Origin of the sequence: Pseudoalteromonas sp. B160 (assembly GCF_037162485.1) — a bacterium.
GTDB lineage: Bacteria > Pseudomonadota > Gammaproteobacteria > Enterobacterales > Alteromonadaceae > Pseudoalteromonas > Pseudoalteromonas rhizosphaerae.
The window spans coordinates 2,535,179-2,555,260 of the sequence record NZ_JARLUX010000001.1; the positions used below are offsets into that span (position 1 = coordinate 2,535,179).

The window sequence follows — 20,082 nt, forward strand, 5'->3', positions numbered from 1 at the left end:
CCATATGTCTGAAGTCAATAAAATTGACGTAGACGCGCTAGAAACACAAGAGTGGTTACAAGCTCTTGAATCAGTTGTGCGTGAAGAAGGTGTTGAACGTGCTCAGTTTTTACTTGAGCAAGTATTAGAGCAAGCCCGTTTAGACGGTGTTGATATGCCAACAGGTATCAACACAAACTACGTTAATACGATCCCGGTAGATCAAGAACCTGCTTACCCAGGGGACGTAAACCTTGAGCGCCGTATTCGTTCTATTATTCGTTGGAACGCAATCATGATTGTATTGCGTGCTTCGAAAAAAGACCTCGACCTAGGCGGCCATATGGCGTCTTACCAGTCATCAGCGGCGTTTTATGAAGTATGTTTTAACCATTTCTTCAAAGCCCCAAATGATGTAGACGGCGGTGACTTAGTTTATTATCAAGGTCATATTTCTCCGGGTATTTATGCACGTGCATTTGTTGAAGGTCGTTTATCTGCTGCGCAGCTTGATAACTTCCGTCAAGAAGTTGATGGCGAAGGTTTACCATCTTACCCACACCCTAAATTAATGCCTGAATTCTGGCAGTTCCCTACGGTATCTATGGGTCTTGGTCCTATCGCGTCTATTTACCAAGCGCGCTTCTTAAAGTACCTAGATGGTCGTGGTTTAAAAGACACTAAAAACCAACGTGTATACGCGTTTTTAGGCGATGGCGAAATGGATGAGCCAGAATCGCGTGGCGCTATTTCTTTTGCTGCACGTGAAAAACTAGACAACCTTTGTTACTTAATTAACTGTAACTTACAGCGCCTAGATGGCCCAGTAATGGGTAATGGTAAAATCATTCAAGAGCTTGAAGGTCTATTCAAAGGCGCTGGCTGGAATGTGATCAAGCTAGTGTGGGGCAGCGGCTGGGATATCCTACTAGCTAAAGACACCACAGGTAAGTTATTGCAATTGATGAACGAAACAGTCGATGGCGATTACCAAACTTATAAAGCTAAAAATGGCGCGTACGTACGTGAGCATTTCTTTGGTCGTTACCCTGAAACAGCAGCACTTGTTGCTGATATGACAGATGACGAAATCTTCGCGCTTAAGCGTGGTGGTCATGAGCCATCAAAATTATTCGCTGCATTCAAAAAAGCAGAAGAGACCAAAGGTCGCCCAACAGTTATCCTAGCTAAAACTGTAAAAGGTTACGGCATGGGTGAAGCGGCTGAAGGTAAGAATATTGCTCACCAAGTGAAAAAAATGGACATGTCACACGTTGCCCATTTACGTTCACGTTTAGGTCTTGATGATTTAGTATCTGAAGAGCAACTTGCAGAACTTCCTTATTTAACACTTGAAGAAGGTTCGGCTGAGCACAAGTACTTACATGCTCGCCGTGATGCACTTAAAGGTTATACGCCAAAACGTATTCCTAACTTTACTGAAAAGTTAGTACTGCCAGAAGTAGAAGCATTTAAGCCATTACTTGAAGAGCAAAAGCGTGATATCTCTACCACTATGGGCTTTGTTCGTGCACTTAATATCTTATTGAAAGATAAAGGTATTGGTAAAAACATCGTACCAATTATTGCCGATGAAGCGCGTACGTTTGGTATGGAAGGTTTATTCCGTCAAATCGGTATTTATAACCCGCATGGCCAAAACTATACGCCGCAAGACCGTGATATCGTTTCTTACTACAAAGAAGCAACATCGGGTCAAGTATTGCAAGAAGGTATCAACGAGTTAGGTGCAATGTCATCGTGGGTTGCTGCGGCAACATCATACAGCACTAACGATTTACCAATGATCCCATTCTATATCTACTATTCAATGTTCGGTTTCCAACGTGTTGGCGACATGGCATGGATGGCGGGTGACCAACAAGCACGTGGTTTCTTATTAGGTGCTACTGCTGGTCGTACAACATTAAACGGTGAAGGTCTACAGCACGAAGATGGTCACAGCCATATTCTTGCTAACACAGTACCTAACTGTATCTCTTACGATCCAACATACGCTTACGAAGTAGCGGTTATTGTTCAAGATGGTATTCGTCGTATGTACGGTGAAAGCCAAGAAAATATTTACTACTACCTAACGCTTATGAACGAAAACTATGCACAACCTGCGATGCCAGAAGGTGCTGAAGAAGGTATTCGTAAAGGTATCTACAAGCTAGAAAGCTACGCAGGCAAAAAAGCCAACGTACAGCTATTAAGCTCAGGTACTATCATGACTGAAGTGCGTAAAGCAGCCGCGATTTTAAGTGATGATTACGGTATTGCATCTGATGTGTATTCAGTAACGTCGTTCAACGAATTAACTCGTGAAGGGCAAGATGTTGAGCGTTTCAATATGCTTAACCCTGAAAGCGAACAGAAGACTGCCTACATCTCCAGTGTATTAAATGACTCAGTGACTGTTGCCGCAACGGATTACATGAAAAACTACGCAGAACAAGCGCGTTCATTCATTCCAAGCAGCAACTACAAAGTATTAGGTACCGATGGTTACGGTCGTTCTGATAGCCGTGAAAACCTTCGTCGTCACTTTGAAGTTAACGCCAGCTACGTAGTAGTTGCGACGTTATCTGAACTTGCTAAACGTGGTGAAGTTGAGAAGTCAGTTGTGGTTGAAGCACTTAAAAAGTTCAACATCGACACTAACAAACTTAATCCACTGTACGCATAAGAGGTTTGCAATGAGTATTGAAATTAAAGTACCAGATATCGGTGGCGATGAAGTCGAAGTAACCGAAATTCTAGTGAGCGTTGGTGACAAAGTTGACGTTGACCAATCATTACTAACTGTTGAGGGTGATAAAGCCTCAATGGAAGTACCTGCGGCACAAGCCGGTACTGTAAAAGAAATCAAAGTAAACGTGGGCGACACGGTTACTACGGGTTCTTTAGTATTCTTGTTTGAAGGTGAAGAGCAAGCATCTAGCGAAGCGCCTGCAGAACCAGCAAAATCTGAAGTTGCAGCACCTGCTGCGTCTTCAGGTTCAACAACTAAAGAAGTCACGGTACCAGATATCGGCGATGATGAAGTTGAAGTGACGGAAATCATGGTTGCTGTTGGCGACACCGTTGAAGAAGAACAATCTATCTTAAACGTTGAAGGCGACAAAGCGGCAATGGAAGTACCAGCGCCGTTTGCAGGTACTGTTAAAGAAATTAAAGTTGCCGCTGGCGATAAAGTAAAAACAGGCTCTTTAGTGTTTGTTTTTGAAGTGGCTGGTAGTGAGCCTGCAGCTGCGAAAGCAGAAACAGCGCCAGCTCAAGAGTCTGCGCCGGCACAAAGTTCAGCGCCAAGCAGTAAAGAAGTAAACGTGCCTGATATCGGCGGTGATGAGGTTGAAGTCACTGAAGTGATGGTTGCAGTAGGCGATAAGGTTACTGAAGATCAGTCAATCTTAAACGTTGAAGGCGACAAAGCGGCAATGGAAGTACCAGCACCGTTTGCCGGTACTGTTAAAGAGATTAAAGTTGCTGCGGGCGATAAAGTATCGACCGGTTCACTTATCTTTGTATTTGAAGTGCAAGGCAGTGCACCTGCAGCTACCGCTGAAAAAGCGGCTTCTGAATCTGCACCAGCAGCGAAAGCAGAATCAGCTCCAGCTGCACAAGCAGCGCCTGCAAAAGCGAGCAATGAAAGTTTTGAAAACAATAGTGCGTATGCTCATGCATCGCCAGTTGTTCGCCGCTTAGCCCGTGAGTTTGGTATTAACCTTGCGAACGTAAAAGGCTCAGGTCGTAAAAATCGCGTTGTGAAAGAAGACGTGCAAGACTATGTGAAGAACTTAGTTAAGCAAGTTGAATCAGGCCAATTAGCGACAGCTTCTGGCAATACTGGTGGTAGTGAACTTGGTTTAATTCCATGGCCAAAAGTTGATTTTGCTAAATTTGGTGAAATCGAAGAGAAAAAACTATCTCGTATTCAAAAGCTATCGGGTAAAAACTTACACCGTAACTGGGTGCAAATCCCGCATGTTACGCAGTTTGATGAAGCTGATATCACAACTCTTGAAGAGTTCCGTAAAGAGCAAAATGCCCTTAGCGAGAAGAAAAAGCTAGGTGTTAAAATCACCCCGCTGGTATTTGTAATGAAAGCAGCAGCGAAAGCACTTGCTGAGTTCCCTACATTTAACTCATCACTATCTAACGACGGTGAAAGCTTAATTCTTAAGAAGTACATCAATATCGGTGTTGCAGTTGATACGCCAAACGGTTTGGTTGTGCCAGTATTTAAAGATGTTGATAAGAAAGGCATCATTGAATTATCGCGTGAATTAATGGAAGTATCTGTTAAAGCGCGTGACGGCAAACTTACCTCTTCTGATATGCAAGGTGGTTGTTTTACAATTTCAAGCCTTGGTGGTATTGGCGGTACAGCCTTTACGCCAATCGTAAATGCCCCAGAAGTTGCTATTTTAGGTGTCTCTAAGTCTGAAATTAAACCTAAGTGGAATGGCAAAGAGTTTGAACCAAAACTAATGGTTCCACTTTCTATGTCTTACGACCATAGGGTGATTGACGGTGCACTAGCGGCACGCTTTACTGTAACTTTAGCAAGTTACATGAGCGATATTCGCCAATTAGTAATGTAAGCAATTGCTGCATGTAGCGAAATAAATAGAATCAAATCCCAGCCAGTTGTTTTTTGCTGGGATTTTTACCATTTGCAATGATACAATCTTTGTATATCTTGCATAAATTTTTGATCTGCTCTCCCTTTCTGCCTTGCAGAAACATGGCAGTTAAACTTTAGGGCAGTGTCCCGTTCAAACAATTAAGGTAAAAGCATGAGCAACGAATTAAAAACTCAAGTTGTTGTACTAGGCGGTGGTCCTGGTGGTTATTCTGCGGCTTTCCGTGCTGCTGACTTGGGCTTAGAAGCAACAGTAGTAGAATCTCGCGACACATTAGGCGGTGTATGTCTTAATGTTGGTTGTATTCCTTCGAAAGCACTTTTACACGTAGCTAAAGTAATTGATGATGCAGCAGAAATGTCATCTCATGGTGTTACTTTTGGCGCACCACAAATTGATTTAGATAAAATTCGTTCGTGGAAAGAGTCAGTTGTTAGCCAACTTACTGGTGGCCTAGACGGCATGGCTAAAATGCGTAAAGTTAAAGTGGTTTACGGTTACGGTAAATTCACAGGTAGCAACACGCTTGATGTTGAAGGCGCTGACGGTAAAACAACAATTACTTTTGATAACGCTATCATTGCTGCTGGTTCTAAACCTGTAAACTTACCTTTCATTCCTGAAGATGACCGCGTAATTGATTCAACCGGTGCACTAGAGCTTAAAGACATCCCTGAAAAGCTATTAGTATTAGGTGGTGGTATTATCGGTCTTGAAATGGGTACTGTGTATCGCGCACTAGGTTCTGCAATCGACGTGGTTGAATTTGCTGACCAACTAGTACCAGCTGCTGATAAAGACATCATCAAGATTTACCAAAAATACGTAAGTGATAAATTTAACGTTATGCTATCAACTAAAGTTGTTGGCGTAGAAGCGAAAGATGACGGCTTATACGTTACATTTGAAGGTAAAAACGCACCAGCTGAACCAGTACGTTATGACAAAGTATTAGTTGCTGTTGGTCGTACACCAAACGGTAACTTATTAGATGCTGACAAAGCGGGTGTTAATGTTGATGAGCGTGGCTTCATTAATGTTGATAAGCAACTTAAAACTAACGTTGACCACATCTTCGCGATTGGTGACTTAGTTGGCCAACCTATGCTTGCGCACAAAGCGGTTCATGAAGGTCACGTTGCTGCTGAAGTTATCTCAGGTCAAAAACATTACTTTGATCCGAAATGTATTCCTTCAATTGCCTATACTGACCCAGAAATCGCTTGGGTTGGCGTAACTGAGAAAGAAGCAAAAGAGCAAGGCTTAAGCATCGAAACAGCTGTATTCCCATGGGCTGCATCAGGTCGTGCAATTGCATCTTCTCGTACTGAAGGTTCTACTAAACTGATCTTTGATAAAGAAAGTGGCCGTATTATCGGTGGTGCTATGATTGGTATTAACGCAGGTGAAATGCTGGGCGAAATCGGTCTAGGTATCGAAATGGGCGCTGACGGTGAAGATTTAGCATTAACTATTCATGCTCACCCAACATTGAACGAATCAATCGGCCTTGCAGCTGAAATATTTGAAGGTTCAATCACTGATTTGCCAAACAAAAAAGCAGTTAAAAAGAAGAAGTAAGTTCTTTTAGTTAATTGTTTAAAAACCCAAGCCACGGCTTGGGTTTTTTGTTTTTAATGGTCATAAGTTGATTAATATGACCCTTTAAAATTTACGGCTTATTGCTAAGTCCTTTTTACCTCGCTCCTACCCCTTTATGCTCAGCTTGCGCAAGTTGTATATATTTACGCTCTACTAGTTGTGATAGCGGCACGAGTTCAAAACCTTGTTGTTCAAGTTCGGGTAGCATGCGCTGTAAGAATTCAATGGTTTCAGGGTAAGGGTGGGCAATCGCGATGGCGAAGTTATAACGTTCGGCTTTATACTTTAGTTCGTTGAGGCGAAATTGTAACTGTTTCTCATTGGGAATATTATCTAAAAACACATGGCGGCCGACATTTTCAACGCCATATAAGTTGGCAACATTTTGTGCTTGGCTTAAGCCTGTAGTGCGGCTATCTAAAAAGTACAGGTTGCGCTTTTTCAGCACTTCCATAGTCCATTTCATGGGCAGGCTTTCTTGAGTAAGTGCTGAGCCCATATGATTATTTACACCTTTGACCTGCGGTAAGGTTGCAAGCGCATTGCCGAGGGTGATTTGTAATTGTTCTTTACTCATATTGCTGGTGAGTGCGCCGAGGCCAAGTGCTTTGCTGCTGTCGAGTGCTTGCATAGGAATATGCAGCAGTAATTCTTTATTCGACTTACTGGCTAGGCGCGCAAAAACTTGCGAATACGGGGTATGAGGCAAAATCGAGAACGATATTTTACCTGGTAAATTTAGGATTTCGAGGTCGCGTTGATGATTGCCAATATCATCAATCACAATCGCTATTTGCTTATTTGCGGCAAGCGTAGGCAAGCTAAAAAAAGCCAGAACAACCAAGTTAATTTTTTCACGTTTATAATTTTTATTATCTTTTTTATAGTGAGCTAAAAGCTTTATTTCATAGTTAATAGCTGCTGTGCTTTTAATAACAGTGGATCAGCTGAGTCTTTGCGTGACCATGGCCGATCGTCATTTCCTTGTTCGTTTTTTATTATAACTACTTTATCAATTTGCGAAAGGGTTGATTGATTAATCGCCACATCGGGGGTTACTCCAATCCCCTCAATAGATTGACCCGATGGGGTAAAGTACTTTGCAGTGGTTAATTTTAGTGCTGTATTACCATTGCCTAATGGGATCAAAGATTGCACCGATCCTTTGCCAAATGATTGGCTGCCAATTAGTGTGGCACGGTGATTGTCTTTAAGTGCAGCGGCTAAAATCTCTGCTGCTGAGGCCGAGTTTTCATTAATAAGTACGACGATTGGCGCACCATTTAAAATATCACCTTTTTTGGCGCGAAAGTGCTGGTTTGCATCATAAAAGCGACCTTTGGTGGTGACTATGGTGCCACTTTGTAAAAATAGGTCCGATACCGCTACAGCACTTTGTAATGTGCCGCCTGGATTGTCGCGTAAATCGAGCACTAAGCCTGTAAGTGGATTACCGTAATGGCTTTGCAGTGCTGTTATTTGCCGCGCAACATCATGCAAGGTGTGATTGGTAAAGCTATTTATTGCCAAATAACCAATACCAAACTCTGATAATGAACTGGTGACACTCTCTAAGTTAATTTCTGATCTAGTCAGGGTAAAATAAATGGCTTGTGGTGAATTACTTCGTTCAACCGTTAAAGTAACCGTTGCTGTGTCACTAGCTTTAATCATTTGCGCAACTTGATTGATGTCTTTATGTGCGACTGTTTGCTGATTAACGGCAAGTAGCACATCATTTATTTGTACTCCGGCAATGGCTGCGGGAGAGTCTTTAATTGTGTTTACAATAATAATTTTTTGTTGTTGCTGTTTTATTTCAATCCCAAGGCCTGTGTAGCGGCCATTAGTGCTGCTAAATAGCGCTTCTAACTCGTGTTCATTAAGGTACTTAGAGTAAGGGTCTAGCTGTGCGAGCAGGGCTTCAAATTGTTGACTGCTTTCAAAGCTTTGTTGCAAAGCTAAGTCTTCAACATAATAGGCATGGATATTAAAGAGGATTTCGTTTTTTTGTTGGCTTTTTAAATCGCCCACCGAGGTCACTGCAAAGCTATTAAAACTTAGGCACAAAAAAACGCTAACGAGTAATAAATAGCTTATTAGAATGCGATTAAAAGCAGAGTATTGTAACTGCTGTATTTGTAATTGTGTATTTAGCATCAGCTGCTCCCAGTGGGGTGCAGCTGTTTAATCAATTAAATGCGTCTGCACCATGTTACAGGATTTACTGCGCGTCCTTTGTGGCGTATTTCAAAGTATAGACCAGAATTTGCTTGTCCGCCGCTTTGACCAACTAAAGCGATAATATCGCCTTGGCGTACTATATCACCTACGTCTTTTAGTAAGGTTTGAGTATGGCCGTATAAACTCATAAAGCCTTCACCGTGGTCAATAACAATAACCCAGCCGTAGCCTTTTAACCAATCAGCAAACACGACTTGACCGTTGTGGACGCTATGTACATTATTGCCTTCATTAGCGCCAATTAATACGCCTTTCCAGTCAATACCACCGTGCTTATGTTGGCCGAAGCTGTGCTCAATTTTACCTTTTGTTGGCCAGTTTAATTTACCTTTACTGGCTGATAGGCCCAGTAACTCAACCTTTTTAGTTTTTTCTTTTTCAAGTTCTTGCAAGGTAGCTACTAGGGTTTTTTCATTATCTTTTAAGTAATCAATTGAGTTTTTGGTTGAGCTAAGCTTGGTTTTTAATTCACTGATGTTGGCTTTTCGTTGTTGTTGCGCTGCAATGAGAGCTTGATGACGATTGGCTTGCTCTTCATGGAGCACAACTAAGTGTTGTTTGGTTTTTTCAAGTTCGGTTTGTACATCCGCTATTTCAATCAGGAGTGCTTTTAGCTCATCAATTTGCTCAATGCGCGCTTTGTTGAGGTAATTATAATAACTTAATGTGCGTTCAACCTGTGCGGTATTTTCTTGATTCAATAGCATTTTAGAGTAGTCATGTCCGCCAGACATATAGGCACTTTTAATTTGTGCGGCGAGTGCATGTTGCTGCTCTAGGCGTTTTTCCTCAAGTGCTTCAGCTTGCTGCTGTTGCTGTTGTTGTTGTTTTTCAGTATCGCGAATTGATTGCTCGGCAATATTTAGTGCCTTAGCGTTTTTTGCGATCTCGAGTTCGTGCTGTTGCAGGTTCTTTTGCGATTTTTCGATGTCTTTACGCTGGGCGGCAAGTTCAGCTTGGCTTTGCTTTAACGCCGTTTGGATTTCGCTGAGATCTTTTTTAGTACGATCTTCATTAGCGACGGCAGGGGCCGTCACTAATAAAGTGAGTATTAACGCAGTAACAACGAGCGTACTAAAAATTAATGGGTTAATACTTTTATTCATGGTTTATTTCAATGTCATGATTGGTGTGCCAGTCATCTCGCTTGGTTGTTCCATGCCCATTAAGTGCAACATGGTTGGCGCAACATCACTGAGCGCTTTGCCTTCGCTTGGTGTTGCATCACGACCAACATAAATGAAATGAACAGGTTCACTGGTGTGTGCGGTATGCGCTTGGCCAGTTTTAAGGTTAGCCATTTGTTCAGCATTACCGTGATCAGCTGTAATTAATGCTTCACCACCAAATTCTTCAAGGGCAGCAACAACACGACCAATACAATGATCGACTGCTTCACAGGCTTTTACTGCGGCTTCAAATACACCTGAGTGACCGACCATATCGCCATTTGGATAGTTACAAATAATTGCATCGTATTTACCGCTTTTAATCGCTTCGACGAGTTTATCGGTGAGCATTTCTGAATTCATTTCAGGTTGTAAATCGTAGGTTGCCACTTGTGGTGATGGGATCAACTCACGGGTTTCACCTTCAAATTCATCTTCACGTCCGCCACTGAAGAAAAACGTCACATGTGCATATTTTTCAGTTTCAGAAATACGTAGCTGTGTTTTATGGTGTTTTTCAAACCATTCACCCAATACATTAGTCAAAGGGACTGTGGCAAAAGCTGCTGGTGCGTCGATGTCTGCTGCGTATTCGGTCAACATAACAAAGCCGCTTAGTGCGGGTGCTTTTTTCTTGGCGAAACCGTCAAAGTCTTTATCAACAAATGCGCGGGTCATTTCACGAGCACGGTCGGCTCTAAAGTTTAAGAAAATAACCGTATCACCGTCATTAATTTGTACTGCGTCTTGGCCTTGTGCTGCTATGGTAGTTGCAGCAACAAACTCATCGTTTTCATCACGTTCGTAAGCCGCAGCTAATGCATCAACACCATTTTCGTAGCTATGTTGTGCGATCCCACTGACCATTAGATCATAAGCTTGCTCTACTCGGTTCCAGCGATTATCGCGGTCCATTGCATAGTAGCGGCCAATGATTGATGCTAAGCGACCACAATTTAATTTGCTAAATAGCGCTTCAATACGTTCAATTGACGTTTTTGCGCTACGTGGTGGAGTGTCTCGGCCATCTAAAAATGCATGAAAGTACACTTCTTTAGCGCCGCGCGCTGCAGCTAATTCAATTGCAGCTACAATATGATCTTCATGACTATGCACACCACCTGGGCTTAATAAGCCCATTAAATGCACTGCTTTAGCAGCATTCACTGCTTTATCAATGTTTTCAACTAGTGTTGGGTTATGCGCAAACTCACCGTCATTTATTGCTTTAGTGATGCGGGTGAAATCTTGATAAACCACACGGCCAGCACCTAAGTTGACATGGCCTACTTCTGAGTTGCCCATTTGCCCATCAGGAAGACCAACATCTAAACCAGAGGCTGAAATTAGGGTGTGCGGGCGAGTTGCCCAAAGTTCGTCTAAAACAGGGGTGTTTGCCGCTAAAATTGCGTTGCTTTGGGTATCTTCACGGTATCCCCAACCATCTAAAATCATGAGTACGAGAGGTTTTTTATGTTGTGTCATTTTTGTTCCTGAAAATTAGCTCCTGCTTAGCCTTAGCATACCGTGTTTTGTGGTTATGATCAGCAATCAAAAGGGCATATTAAAATATTTCACTCTCTGGTAATTTCTAATCAAGCACGTATACTTGCGTGGCTAGGGCATTACCCTTACGTTTAACCCCAGTGCTAAAGGCGCGGGACAATTTTCATAGTGGAAGACGCATGGATCAATATATTGAATTTGTCGGTAATCATCCGATATTAAGTTTAGCTTGGGTTGCTTTAGTAGCACTCATCGTGGGCGGCTGGTTTAAAAGTAAGTTTTCAGCAATTCGTCAAATAAATCCGCAACAATTAACATTATTAATTAACCGTGAAGACGGTGTCGTTGTAGATATACGCGCACAAAAAGAATTTAATAATGGCCGTATTGCAGGCGCTGAGCACCTTAGCTCTGAAAAAGCGAAACAATCTGACTTCTCAAGCCTTGAAAAGTCTAAGAGTAAACCCATTATATTGGTATGTACCACAGGCATGACAGCCTCAGGTATCGCAACTGCTATGCATAAAGCTGGTTTTGAATCAGTTTATGTTTTATCTGGTGGTATGGGTGCATGGCAAAGTGCTGGTCTACCAACGACAACAGGTCGCTAATTAAGTTAGTTAGGCCGATAGAGGAATTGTTATGAGTAATGTTGTTCTTTACACCAAAGCGTATTGCCCTTTTTGTCAGCGTGCTTTAGCGTTGCTAACAAATAAAGGTGTGCAATTTACAAATATCGACATTGGTGTACAGCCTGAATTACGTGATGAAATGATTGCCAAAGCAGGTGGCGCGAGCACAGTACCGCAAATTTTTATTAATGATGAGCATATCGGCGGTTGTGACGACATGATGGCGATTGAAGCCCAAGGCAAACTTGACGCTAAGTTAAACGCTTAAGCATTTATTATAAAAACGATTAAAAGTTAGGAATTATCATGAACGAAGAAAACCAGAACGTAGCAGCACAAGAAGAAACTGGCGCACAATTTACGATCCAACGTATTTACACAAAAGACGTGTCTTTTGAAACGCCTAATTCACCTGCTATTTTCCAAAAAGAATGGACACCAGAAGTTAAGCTTGACCTTGACACACGTTCTAATAAATTAGACGAAGGCGTGTTTGAAGTAGTATTAGCACTGACTGTTACTGCTTCTATCGGTGAAGAAACGGCTTTTTTATGTGAAATTCAACAAGCGGGTATTTTCACTATCGCTGAAGTTGAAGAAGTACAACTTGCACACATGCTTGGCGCATTCTGCCCGAACGTGTTGTTCCCGTACGCACGTGAAGCGGTATCTAACTTAGTTAACCGTGGTACATTCCCACAGCTTAACCTTGCACCTGTGAACTTTGATGCGTTATTCGCTCAATACATGCAGCAACGTGCAGCGCAAGCTGAACAGGCAACTGCAGACGCATAACTTATGAGTACAGCCAATTCAGCTGTTACTGTATTAGGGGCGGGGTCTTATGGCACCGCCCTTGCTATTTGTTTAGCCCGAAACGGTCACCAAGTGACACTTTGGGGTCGCAATAGCGATGACGTTGCCACGCTTGCAGCTGAGCGGAAAAATCAACGTTACCTGCCCGATGTCACTTTTCCTGACACCTTACACCTTGAAGCCGACTTACACACCGCAGTAACTGCAAGCCAAGTGATTTTGGTTGTTGTGCCAAGTCATGCATTTGGTGATACGCTACAGCAAATTAAGCCTTCATTACTTGAAGGGGCACAAGTTGCATGGGCAACCAAAGGGCTTGAACCAGATACAGGCCGACTTTTGCAAGAAGTTGCCCAGCAAGAATTAGGTGATGATGTGCCACTGGCAGTCGTATCAGGCCCTACATTTGCTAAAGAAATGGCGATGGGTTTACCTACTGCTATTTCAGTGTCGTCAACATCAACAGCCTTTGCAAAACAGTTAGCTGAACTATTGCATTGTGGTCGCTCATTTAGGGTCTATAACAATAATGATTTTATTGGTATTCAGCTCGGTGGCGCGGTTAAAAATGTGATTGCGATTGGCGCTGGTATGTCTGACGGCTTTGGTTTTGGTGCTAATGCGCGGACAGCATTGATCACCCGTGGTTTAGCTGAGTTATGCCGGTTAGGCTGCGCGCTTGGTGCTAAGTCAGAAACCTTTATGGGCATGGCTGGGCTGGGGGATTTGATCCTAACGTGCACCGATAATCAGTCTCGTAACCGTCGTTTTGGTTTAGCACTGGGTAAAGGTGAAAAGGTAGAGCAGGCGATAGCATCAATTGGTCAAGTGGTCGAAGGTTATCGCAACACCAAAGAAGTCTATTTACTTGCACAACGTACTGGTATTGAAATGCCGATCACTGAGCAAATCTATCAGGTACTTTATGAAAATAAAGACGTGAAAGAAGCCGCGATGGCTTTATTAGGTCGCGAGCAAAAATCAGAGTAACAGTGCATTGTAGCTGCCAGCGTTTATGGGATTGTATAAACGCTGGCAGTTAATCTAATAACTAACATGGTACTTAGTCATTCATCAAATTAGATTGTTTTCTCAGGTTGTTTTTTTCGAGATAAGCAGCTACTTTTTCAGCACAAAGCGGGCGACTATAATAATAGCCTTGCATCGTATTACAGCCCATAACATGCAACATATAAGCCTGCTCTTTAGTTTCAACCCCTTCGGCAACAACATCGATATGTAAGTATTTAGCGAGGCGAATAATTGTCGCGGTAATATTACGATCCTGCTCACTATCGACAATATCTTTTATGAAAGAGCGATCAATTTTTAAAGTATCAATTGGAAAACGTTTTAGATAGCCCAATGATGAATGACCAGTACCAAAGTCATCTAGCGCAATGGTAAATCCTAGTGCTTTTAAGCGATTCATTTGCTGTTGGGCAAATTCAGGGTTGTCCATCATGGCACTTTCAGTTATTTCTAACTCAACACAGCGCGCAGGTACGTCGTAGTTTGTTAAACACTCAGTGAGGGTTTCGACTAAACTACTTTGCTGAAAGTGCAGAGCTGAAACATTAATAGCTACTTTGCCAAAACTCACCCCTTCATTACGCCATAACTCTAGTTGCTTAAATAGCTGCTTCATTAGCAATAAAGTGAGAGGAATAATTGCGCCATTTTGTTCTGCAAGAGGGATAAATTCAACAGGACTAATTATACTGCCATCAACTTGTGGCCAACGGACTAAAGCTTCAAAACCATGTACTTGATCTTTATCTGCGTTATATTTTACTTGGTAGAATAATTGAAAATCCTGATGTTCGATAGCCCGAAAAAGTGCACTTTCTTTACTTAGCTCATTAGTATCAATCGTGTGTTTAGATTTATCAAAAAATTGATAATTATTGTGACCCATCTTTTTGGCGTGATTAAGCGCACTGTTGGCGCTGCGCATCAGCGCTTCGCTGTTATAACCATTTTCTGGGTACCCAGCGATGCCACAACAGGCAGAAATAAAGCTCTCTATACCATCAAGCATAAACGGTGTTTGGAATTGTTTAAGAATATTATCGGCCAGTTTTTTGGCGAAAAAGACGGTCTTACCTGAATATAAATAGGGCGGTACAAGTACAGCAAATTCATCTCCCCCTAAGCGGGCCAAGGTATAACCAGAATCAAGGTTTCGAGTGAGTCTGCCCGCAACTTCTTTTAATAGTTCATCACCGATTGCGTGACCAAGGGATTCGTTAATTTTATTAAAATTGTCTAAATCTATAAAAATAATCAGTAAATTAGGGAAGTTGTTATTACAGCTGGCAATTGCCTTATTTACAGATTCAATAAAAATAGTGCGATTGGATAGCCCAGTGACAGAATCTCGAGTGGTTAATTTAAGCATCGCACGTTCATTATTCTTACGTGCAGTTACATCTGAAAATAACCCAATATAATGCGCGCTACTAGTACGTAGGTTAGGGGTTTTTACTTTCGTTATCGATAAATCTAAGGCATAGGGTTGCCCGTCTTTACGCACATTCCAAATTTCACCAGACCAATAACCATCAACCTCTAGATCATTATAAATGAGGCTTTCTAATTTTTTATCGCGGCCGTTTACAGTAAAGGCTTTTGGTTTTTTACCCACTACATCAGCAAGAGTAAAGCCACAAATAGTTGTAAATGCTTGGTTTATGTTCGTTATTTGAAACTGTTCATTGGCGATCCAAATGGCATCTTTTGATTGCGTCATTAACGCGTTGACCAAATTATGTTTAGCACCACTTTTTAATCTATAAACAATTAACAGCAGTAAAATAGCGAAAATAGCCGCTAAAATGAGATAATTGATCCAGTGAGGGAAAGTAAAAGCAGTTTGTTTAATCATTAACACTAGCGGTTCGCTGTTTACTTGATTAAGGTTTTTAACTTCAAGATAAATATTCTTTTCACTACTTGCCAGTGACAGCATAGTTTGAGTCGGCGGCAGTGCTAGCCAATCGCCATTGGGATCAAGCCGGTAATTTAGCCGCATAGGTAAGAGGCTATTACTGCTAAACCAAACAGAAATCCCTTTTAGCGGTTGGCTGGTATTTACTGCGTTGGTTGCTAAGTGGTAATAGTCTTGGCTTTTATCTTTGTAGTGCAAAGTCAAATGACTGACTAAAAAAGAGCTGCTTTGAGGTGGTGCTTGTTTTGAATGTACTTCTAATAAAGTATTACCTGTTGGTGCAAACAACATTATTTTATCACGATAGCTAACGCTAAAGAGTGAACTCGGAAGTTGCTCATAACTTATAGAATCATCAATATAAGCGGCAATACTATGAGTGGCATTTTCAACCCATAGGTTAGTGCTGGGTTTGTAGAGTTTTATCGCTTGAGAATCAACTATCCACAAAGCATTTTGTGGTGCTTCGTAAATTGCTGTGGTGTTAAACGTACTTACTTTATCAAAATTTATCTCAAGTGTTATTTGCTGAGAATTTTCAGGTGCTTGCCATTGGCTCTGCCATAAGCCGTTACTTGTCGCAAGCCAAAGCCTTGAAGAGTTGCGTTGATAATACATAGCGTTGATCTGCCCGAGGGCTTCAGTTTCAAGCTCAAGGGCGGTGAGCTGTTGTTTAGCAATATAAAATAATTGCTCACCATTACTTGCTAGATATCGCTCGTCATTAAGGGATGTTAAAGCATTAATGTTACTAATTGGTAGTGTTTGGCTTTGTTGCTGCGTCGCAAAATCATATTTTATTAATTGCTTTTTGGTTGCTACCCACAGTGTTGTTGGGGCAGTTGAATGCAGCGCAGCAACTTGAACCTTTATCAATAAATCAAAAGTGAGGTTGCGGGCACTGTATAAATATAAACCAGTGTCGGTTGCAACAGCCCATTTGTCTTCGCGCAGATAAGCGATGGTAATAATTTTTTTATGTTGTGTAAAATTACCTAACTGTTCCAACATGTCAAAGTATTGCTGCATACGCGGAGCAGGATTATCGGTGATAGGAGTTGTGATAATTTGCATTACAGGGAGCTTTATCCAGCTTTTAGTGGCAGTTTGCAGCCACAGTTGTTGGTTGTTTTGTTTAATTGATAAAAAGCGTGCAGGAGCACTATAAAACAAAGGATTCGTGTTTTTGCTCGTTAAATCATGTTTATAAGCGCGATTTTTATGCAAATAATAGAGCTGATCATCAAAGTAATTTAGTTGTTGAACATGCGCATGCTGGAGTTTTATTTCTTGCATAGAGTGCGCGTTGTTAAACAGGTAATGTTGGTCGTTATTGGTACTGATAAGGATCGCTGCTGAGGTTTGACTTGGACTCAATTGCGCGATAGGCGCGGGGACGATAAGCTGAGCTGTAATTGCATTACTTGCTAAATCAAAGTGACTAACTAAATTACTACCTGAATGTAGCCATAGGCTGTTGTTAAATCCCAATGCGAGTTCGACGATCTGCTCTGAAAAGGCGAATGGAGAATAGATTTTTTCGTCTTTTATAGTGTGGATCTGACCTTGGTACAGAAAGTAAAAGCCGAGCTCAGTGGTTAATATCGGCTGTTTTAGCGGTGTTGCTGTTAGTTGAATTAACTGGTTGTTAATTAAGTTTATTAAACTCAGCCCTTGCTCAGTGTTAATTAATAACCAGGATTTATAGGTCGCTACTTGTAAAATGGCTTGATTCGCAAATGATGAAAAAGGTGGTGCTTGGCCACTAAAAAGATGCACCGAGTCGTAATTAAACAGCCCTTTATTGGTAGCGAGCCAAAACGCATTACTTGGGTCTTGAGTAAAGTCATTAATGGCGGGTAGCGAAAGTTCATTCGCATTTAATTCAGCTACACTCGCGTTTGCATTTACAATAGATAACATGCTAATAAAACAGCATATTTGAAGGAAAAAACGCATTACAATCCATTGAATCAGTTTAAAAAGAACTTATTTAGAATAGTGTAGGAATAGAAATAATGCGAATCCACTCGAAGCAAATTTATTGCTATATGTAGTGCTAAATTATAATGGTGATTATAAAACAAGGCGCCCAACGATATAGGCGCATTTTAATATAATTTACTGCGCGTTAGGAAAGCCTAACTGACGCCATGATTCATAAACAAAAACAGCCACTGCGTTAGATAAGTTCATGCTTCTACTGTTAGCTTGCATAGGAATACGCACACGTTGTTCATTAGGTAGTGATTGAATTAAATCATCTGGTAAGCCACGGGTTTCTGGGCCAAACACTAAACAATCACCTGCTTCATAACTCGCTTGATGGTGAAATTGACTGCCTTTAGTGGTACATGCATATACTTTTTTAGGTTGGCATTTTTCTAAGTAAGCTGCAAATGACGGATGGCGTTGCACATGGCTAAATTCATGGTAATCAAGGCCAGCTCTTTTCACGCGCTTATCGTCCCACTCAAAGCCCAAAGGCTCGATTAAATGCAAAGCATAGCCCGTATTTGCACACAGGCGAATAATATTCCCTGTGTTAGGTGGAATTTCAGGTTGGTATAAAACGATATCAAGCATAACGAGCCTTATTGGTGATCTACATTTTGACGTTCGAGAGTATACACGAAACAGATAAAAAAAATGATATACTCATTTTAAGTAAACACTTTAAGCATAGGCAAAAACGTGCATCAGCGCAGTTATGAGTTTTGGGTAAAAACAGCAAGTGTGGTCACTATGGTGATGGTGAGTTTAATGATTGCTGCTAAATGTTGGGCATGGCTTGCGTCTGGCTCTGCTTCTATGCTCGGATCACTCACCGATTCTTTGATGGATATTACCGCTTCAGCAATGAGTTTTATGGTGCTCTTTTATGCACTGCGCCCAGCTGATGACGATCATCGTTTTGGCCATGGTAAAGCCGAAGCCTTGGCGGGTTTAGGGCAAGCGGCATTTATTGCAGGCTCTGGTTGTTTATTGGCGTTTCATGGTATAGAGCGATTATTTAATCCTGTGGTACTAAGTCATTCAATGCTCGGGGTATGGGTTAGTCTATTTGCGATTGCTTGCACCTTAGTGGTGGTTTATGTACAAACTCAAGTCATTAAGCATACCGAGTCCATTGCAGTTAAAGCAGACTCTGTGCATTACAAAGGCGATATAATTTTAAATGCAGCAGTACTGCTGGCCATATTGCTTGCGCAAAATGACATGCTGTACGCGGATCCTATTTTTGCCATTGGTGTTGCAGGTTATTTGCTTTATAACAGTTGGGATATTGCTAGGCAAAGCGCTGACCATTTAATGGATAAAGAGCTACCTGAGGACGAAAAAGCCAGTATCATATCAATCGCTAACAGTCATAACGATGTATTTGGCGTACATGACGTACGCACGCGACAAGGTGGTAAAGTTAAGTTTATTCAAATGCATTTAGAGCTTGAAGATCAACTCCCCTTGATCCGTGCTCATTATGTAGCGGATGAAGTAGTGGCGATGATCCAACAAGAATTTAATTGTGAAATGGATATTTTGATTCATCAAGATCCAATGTCATTGAGTAATAGCCGCGCTCAAGTTAATGAATCACAAAACTGATAAAAACGGCTAAGCACAGCTTTGCGAATGGTGTCTTGTTCAAATAGTAACTCGTGCTTAGCATTCGCAAATGTTTGTAAAATAGCATTACTTTGACGGTGAACTAAGGCTAATTGGGCTTGGTTATCAACCACAGTATCATTCTCAGCACTGGCTACAAAAAGTGGAATCGATAGCTGTTGTTTTTCAAGAGTTGCCATAAAGCCAAAAGCTTCATTCAACCAGCCGTAAGTCACCCCGCCTAATTGTAGCGCGCTATCCGTTTGGTAGGTTTGTCTAAATAAATCATAGCGAGTTTCGCTACTGGTAAGGCCATTCTGTGCGAATTCATCAGGCAGGTAATCTGCTTGGCCAAACGCATAGTGTTTATTAAAACCAAACAAACAGGCAGCACGGGCGGCAAGTTTAGCCAGTGGTTTGGGAGTACCTTTAGTGAAAATATCAAACATGGGCGAAGACAAAAATACCCCACTGTAGTTATGTTCAAACCAAGTCAGGAAATCAAAGGCAATCGCGCCGCCCATTGAATGCCCTAGGATGACTTTTTTGCCTTGGTAGAGTTTACTGACAATTAGACGGTCAAACAGTGCTAAATCATCAGCATAATCACTAAATTTATTAACAAAACCTTTATGAGGATTGGCTAAAGCGCGATAAGAACGGCCTTGTCCTTGATGATCAATAATAAACACCGCATAGTTATTTTTATATAACTCCCAGATTAGCTCTTGGTATTTATCTAATCCTTCAATACGTCCAGAGCAAATAACAATAGCGGCTTTGGCATGCTCAGGTATCACATAGCCATAATATAAATCGCCATTATCGGTAGTCAGCTGCGCTTTGTGCAACTGCTGCTGAAAAACTGCGTTATCTCAGGTTGTTGGGTAAGTAAGTTTTGCTCTGTGCTGTAAAACATAATGGCC

14 protein-coding genes and 1 pseudogene are annotated in these 20,082 nt (G+C 41.6%); 8 read left to right on the top strand and 7 right to left on the bottom strand.

Going from position 1 to position 20,082, the window contains the following annotated elements; all coding sequences use genetic code 11:
• The first annotated feature begins 4 nt into the window (after positions 1 to 4).
• The 3 genes from aceE to lpdA all read left to right on the top strand — a co-directional run bounded on the left by aceE (position 5) and on the right by lpdA (position 6,212).
• Positions 5 to 2,671, top strand: coding sequence for a pyruvate dehydrogenase (acetyl-transferring), homodimeric type (gene aceE, locus P4S61_RS11795; protein ID WP_337118312.1), 2,667 nt, complete (start codon positions 5 to 7; stop codon positions 2,669 to 2,671).
• 10 nt (positions 2,672 to 2,681) lie between these two features.
• Positions 2,682 to 4,589 carry a pyruvate dehydrogenase complex dihydrolipoyllysine-residue acetyltransferase gene (gene aceF / locus P4S61_RS11800; RefSeq protein WP_337118313.1) on the top strand — a complete coding sequence of 636 codons (1,908 nt, stop codon included), beginning with the start codon at positions 2,682 to 2,684 and terminating at the stop codon, positions 4,587 to 4,589.
• 195 nt (positions 4,590 to 4,784) lie between these two features.
• The gene (gene lpdA, locus P4S61_RS11805) at positions 4,785 to 6,212 is read left to right on the top strand and encodes a dihydrolipoyl dehydrogenase (protein WP_337118314.1); all 1,428 of its coding nucleotides are present in this window, start codon (positions 4,785 to 4,787) and stop codon (positions 6,210 to 6,212) included.
• Positions 6,213 to 6,327: 115 nt separating this feature from the next.
• Here lpdA and P4S61_RS11810 read toward each other — a convergent pair whose 3' ends face one another.
• The 4 genes from P4S61_RS11810 to gpmM all read right to left on the bottom strand — a co-directional run bounded on the left by P4S61_RS11810 (position 6,328) and on the right by gpmM (position 11,131).
• Positions 6,328 to 7,053: a divergent polysaccharide deacetylase family protein gene (locus tag P4S61_RS11810; protein WP_442961561.1), complete on the bottom strand. Its 726-nt coding sequence runs from the start codon at positions 7,051 to 7,053 to the stop codon at positions 6,328 to 6,330.
• 80 nt (positions 7,054 to 7,133) lie between these two features.
• Positions 7,134 to 8,393, bottom strand: coding sequence for a S41 family peptidase (locus tag P4S61_RS11815; protein WP_182731555.1), 1,260 nt, complete (start codon positions 8,391 to 8,393; stop codon positions 7,134 to 7,136).
• A gap of 35 nt (positions 8,394 to 8,428) precedes the next feature.
• Positions 8,429 to 9,583: a murein hydrolase activator EnvC family protein gene (locus P4S61_RS11820; protein WP_145235227.1), complete on the bottom strand. Its 1,155-nt coding sequence runs from the start codon at positions 9,581 to 9,583 to the stop codon at positions 8,429 to 8,431.
• Positions 9,584 to 9,586: 3 nt separating this feature from the next.
• Positions 9,587 to 11,131: a 2,3-bisphosphoglycerate-independent phosphoglycerate mutase gene (gene gpmM / locus P4S61_RS11825; RefSeq protein ID WP_182731553.1), complete on the bottom strand. Its 1,545-nt coding sequence runs from the start codon at positions 11,129 to 11,131 to the stop codon at positions 9,587 to 9,589.
• Between the two features lie 200 nt (positions 11,132 to 11,331).
• Here gpmM and P4S61_RS11830 point away from each other — a divergent pair, with 200 nt between their 5' ends.
• From P4S61_RS11830 to gpsA, 4 genes are read left to right on the top strand one after another with little or no spacing between them, the layout of a single operon-like run.
• On the top strand, positions 11,332 to 11,763 hold the full coding sequence (locus P4S61_RS11830) for a rhodanese-like domain-containing protein (RefSeq protein ID WP_145235231.1): 432 nt from the start codon (positions 11,332 to 11,334) through the stop codon (positions 11,761 to 11,763).
• A gap of 31 nt (positions 11,764 to 11,794) precedes the next feature.
• Complete coding sequence (gene grxC / locus P4S61_RS11835; protein WP_145235234.1) at positions 11,795 to 12,052, top strand: glutaredoxin 3; 258 nt, start codon at positions 11,795 to 11,797, stop codon at positions 12,050 to 12,052.
• Positions 12,053 to 12,090: 38 nt separating this feature from the next.
• Positions 12,091 to 12,579: a protein-export chaperone SecB gene (gene secB, locus P4S61_RS11840; RefSeq protein ID WP_145235236.1), complete on the top strand. Its 489-nt coding sequence runs from the start codon at positions 12,091 to 12,093 to the stop codon at positions 12,577 to 12,579.
• Positions 12,580 to 12,582: 3 nt separating this feature from the next.
• Entirely contained in the window at positions 12,583 to 13,590 is a 1,008-nt protein-coding gene (gene gpsA / locus P4S61_RS11845; RefSeq protein WP_145235238.1) for an NAD(P)H-dependent glycerol-3-phosphate dehydrogenase, read from the top strand.
• A 73-nt stretch (positions 13,591 to 13,663) separates the two neighbouring features.
• On the opposite strand, the gene P4S61_RS11850 is transcribed toward gpsA, so the two are convergent.
• Together P4S61_RS11850 and trmL are read right to left on the bottom strand one after the other, a co-directional pair.
• Positions 13,664 to 17,509, bottom strand: coding sequence for an EAL domain-containing protein (locus tag P4S61_RS11850; protein ID WP_337118315.1), 3,846 nt, complete (start codon positions 17,507 to 17,509; stop codon positions 13,664 to 13,666).
• A 162-nt stretch (positions 17,510 to 17,671) separates the two neighbouring features.
• Positions 17,672 to 18,136 carry a tRNA (uridine(34)/cytosine(34)/5-carboxymethylaminomethyluridine(34)-2'-O)-methyltransferase TrmL gene (trmL, locus tag P4S61_RS11855; protein WP_145235242.1) on the bottom strand — a complete coding sequence of 155 codons (465 nt, stop codon included), beginning with the start codon at positions 18,134 to 18,136 and terminating at the stop codon, positions 17,672 to 17,674.
• Between the two features lie 108 nt (positions 18,137 to 18,244).
• Here trmL and P4S61_RS11860 point away from each other — a divergent pair, with 108 nt between their 5' ends.
• Positions 18,245 to 19,156 carry a cation diffusion facilitator family transporter gene (locus P4S61_RS11860; RefSeq protein WP_145235244.1) on the top strand — a complete coding sequence of 304 codons (912 nt, stop codon included), beginning with the start codon at positions 18,245 to 18,247 and terminating at the stop codon, positions 19,154 to 19,156.
• On the opposite strand, the pseudogene P4S61_RS11865 reads toward P4S61_RS11860, so the two are convergent.
• Positions 19,132 to 20,075 (bottom strand): annotated as a pseudogene (locus P4S61_RS11865) (alpha/beta fold hydrolase). The gene P4S61_RS11860 and the pseudogene P4S61_RS11865 sit on opposite strands and share 25 nt — an antisense overlap.
• Positions 20,076 to 20,082: the final 7 nt, after the last annotated feature.

Bases quoted from the DNA above. Each gene is read 5' to 3' on its own strand.
- aceE (WP_337118312.1), top strand. From the start codon at position 5: ATGTCTGAAGTCAATAAAATTGACGTAGACGCGCTAGAAACACAAGAG.
- aceF (WP_337118313.1), top strand. From the start codon at position 2,682: ATGAGTATTGAAATTAAAGTACCAGATATCGGTGGCGATGAAGTCGAA.
- lpdA (WP_337118314.1), top strand. From the start codon at position 4,785: ATGAGCAACGAATTAAAAACTCAAGTTGTTGTACTAGGCGGTGGTCCT.
- P4S61_RS11815 (WP_182731555.1), bottom strand. From the start codon at position 8,393: ATGCTAAATACACAATTACAAATACAGCAGTTACAATACTCTGCTTTT.
- P4S61_RS11820 (WP_145235227.1), bottom strand. From the start codon at position 9,583: ATGAATAAAAGTATTAACCCATTAATTTTTAGTACGCTCGTTGTTACT.
- gpmM (WP_182731553.1), bottom strand. From the start codon at position 11,131: ATGACACAACATAAAAAACCTCTCGTACTCATGATTTTAGATGGTTGG.
- P4S61_RS11830 (WP_145235231.1), top strand. From the start codon at position 11,332: ATGGATCAATATATTGAATTTGTCGGTAATCATCCGATATTAAGTTTA.
- grxC (WP_145235234.1), top strand. From the start codon at position 11,795: ATGAGTAATGTTGTTCTTTACACCAAAGCGTATTGCCCTTTTTGTCAG.
- secB (WP_145235236.1), top strand. From the start codon at position 12,091: ATGAACGAAGAAAACCAGAACGTAGCAGCACAAGAAGAAACTGGCGCA.
- gpsA (WP_145235238.1), top strand. From the start codon at position 12,583: ATGAGTACAGCCAATTCAGCTGTTACTGTATTAGGGGCGGGGTCTTAT.
- P4S61_RS11850 (WP_337118315.1), bottom strand. From the start codon at position 17,509: ATGCGTTTTTTCCTTCAAATATGCTGTTTTATTAGCATGTTATCTATT.
- trmL (WP_145235242.1), bottom strand. From the start codon at position 18,136: ATGCTTGATATCGTTTTATACCAACCTGAAATTCCACCTAACACAGGG.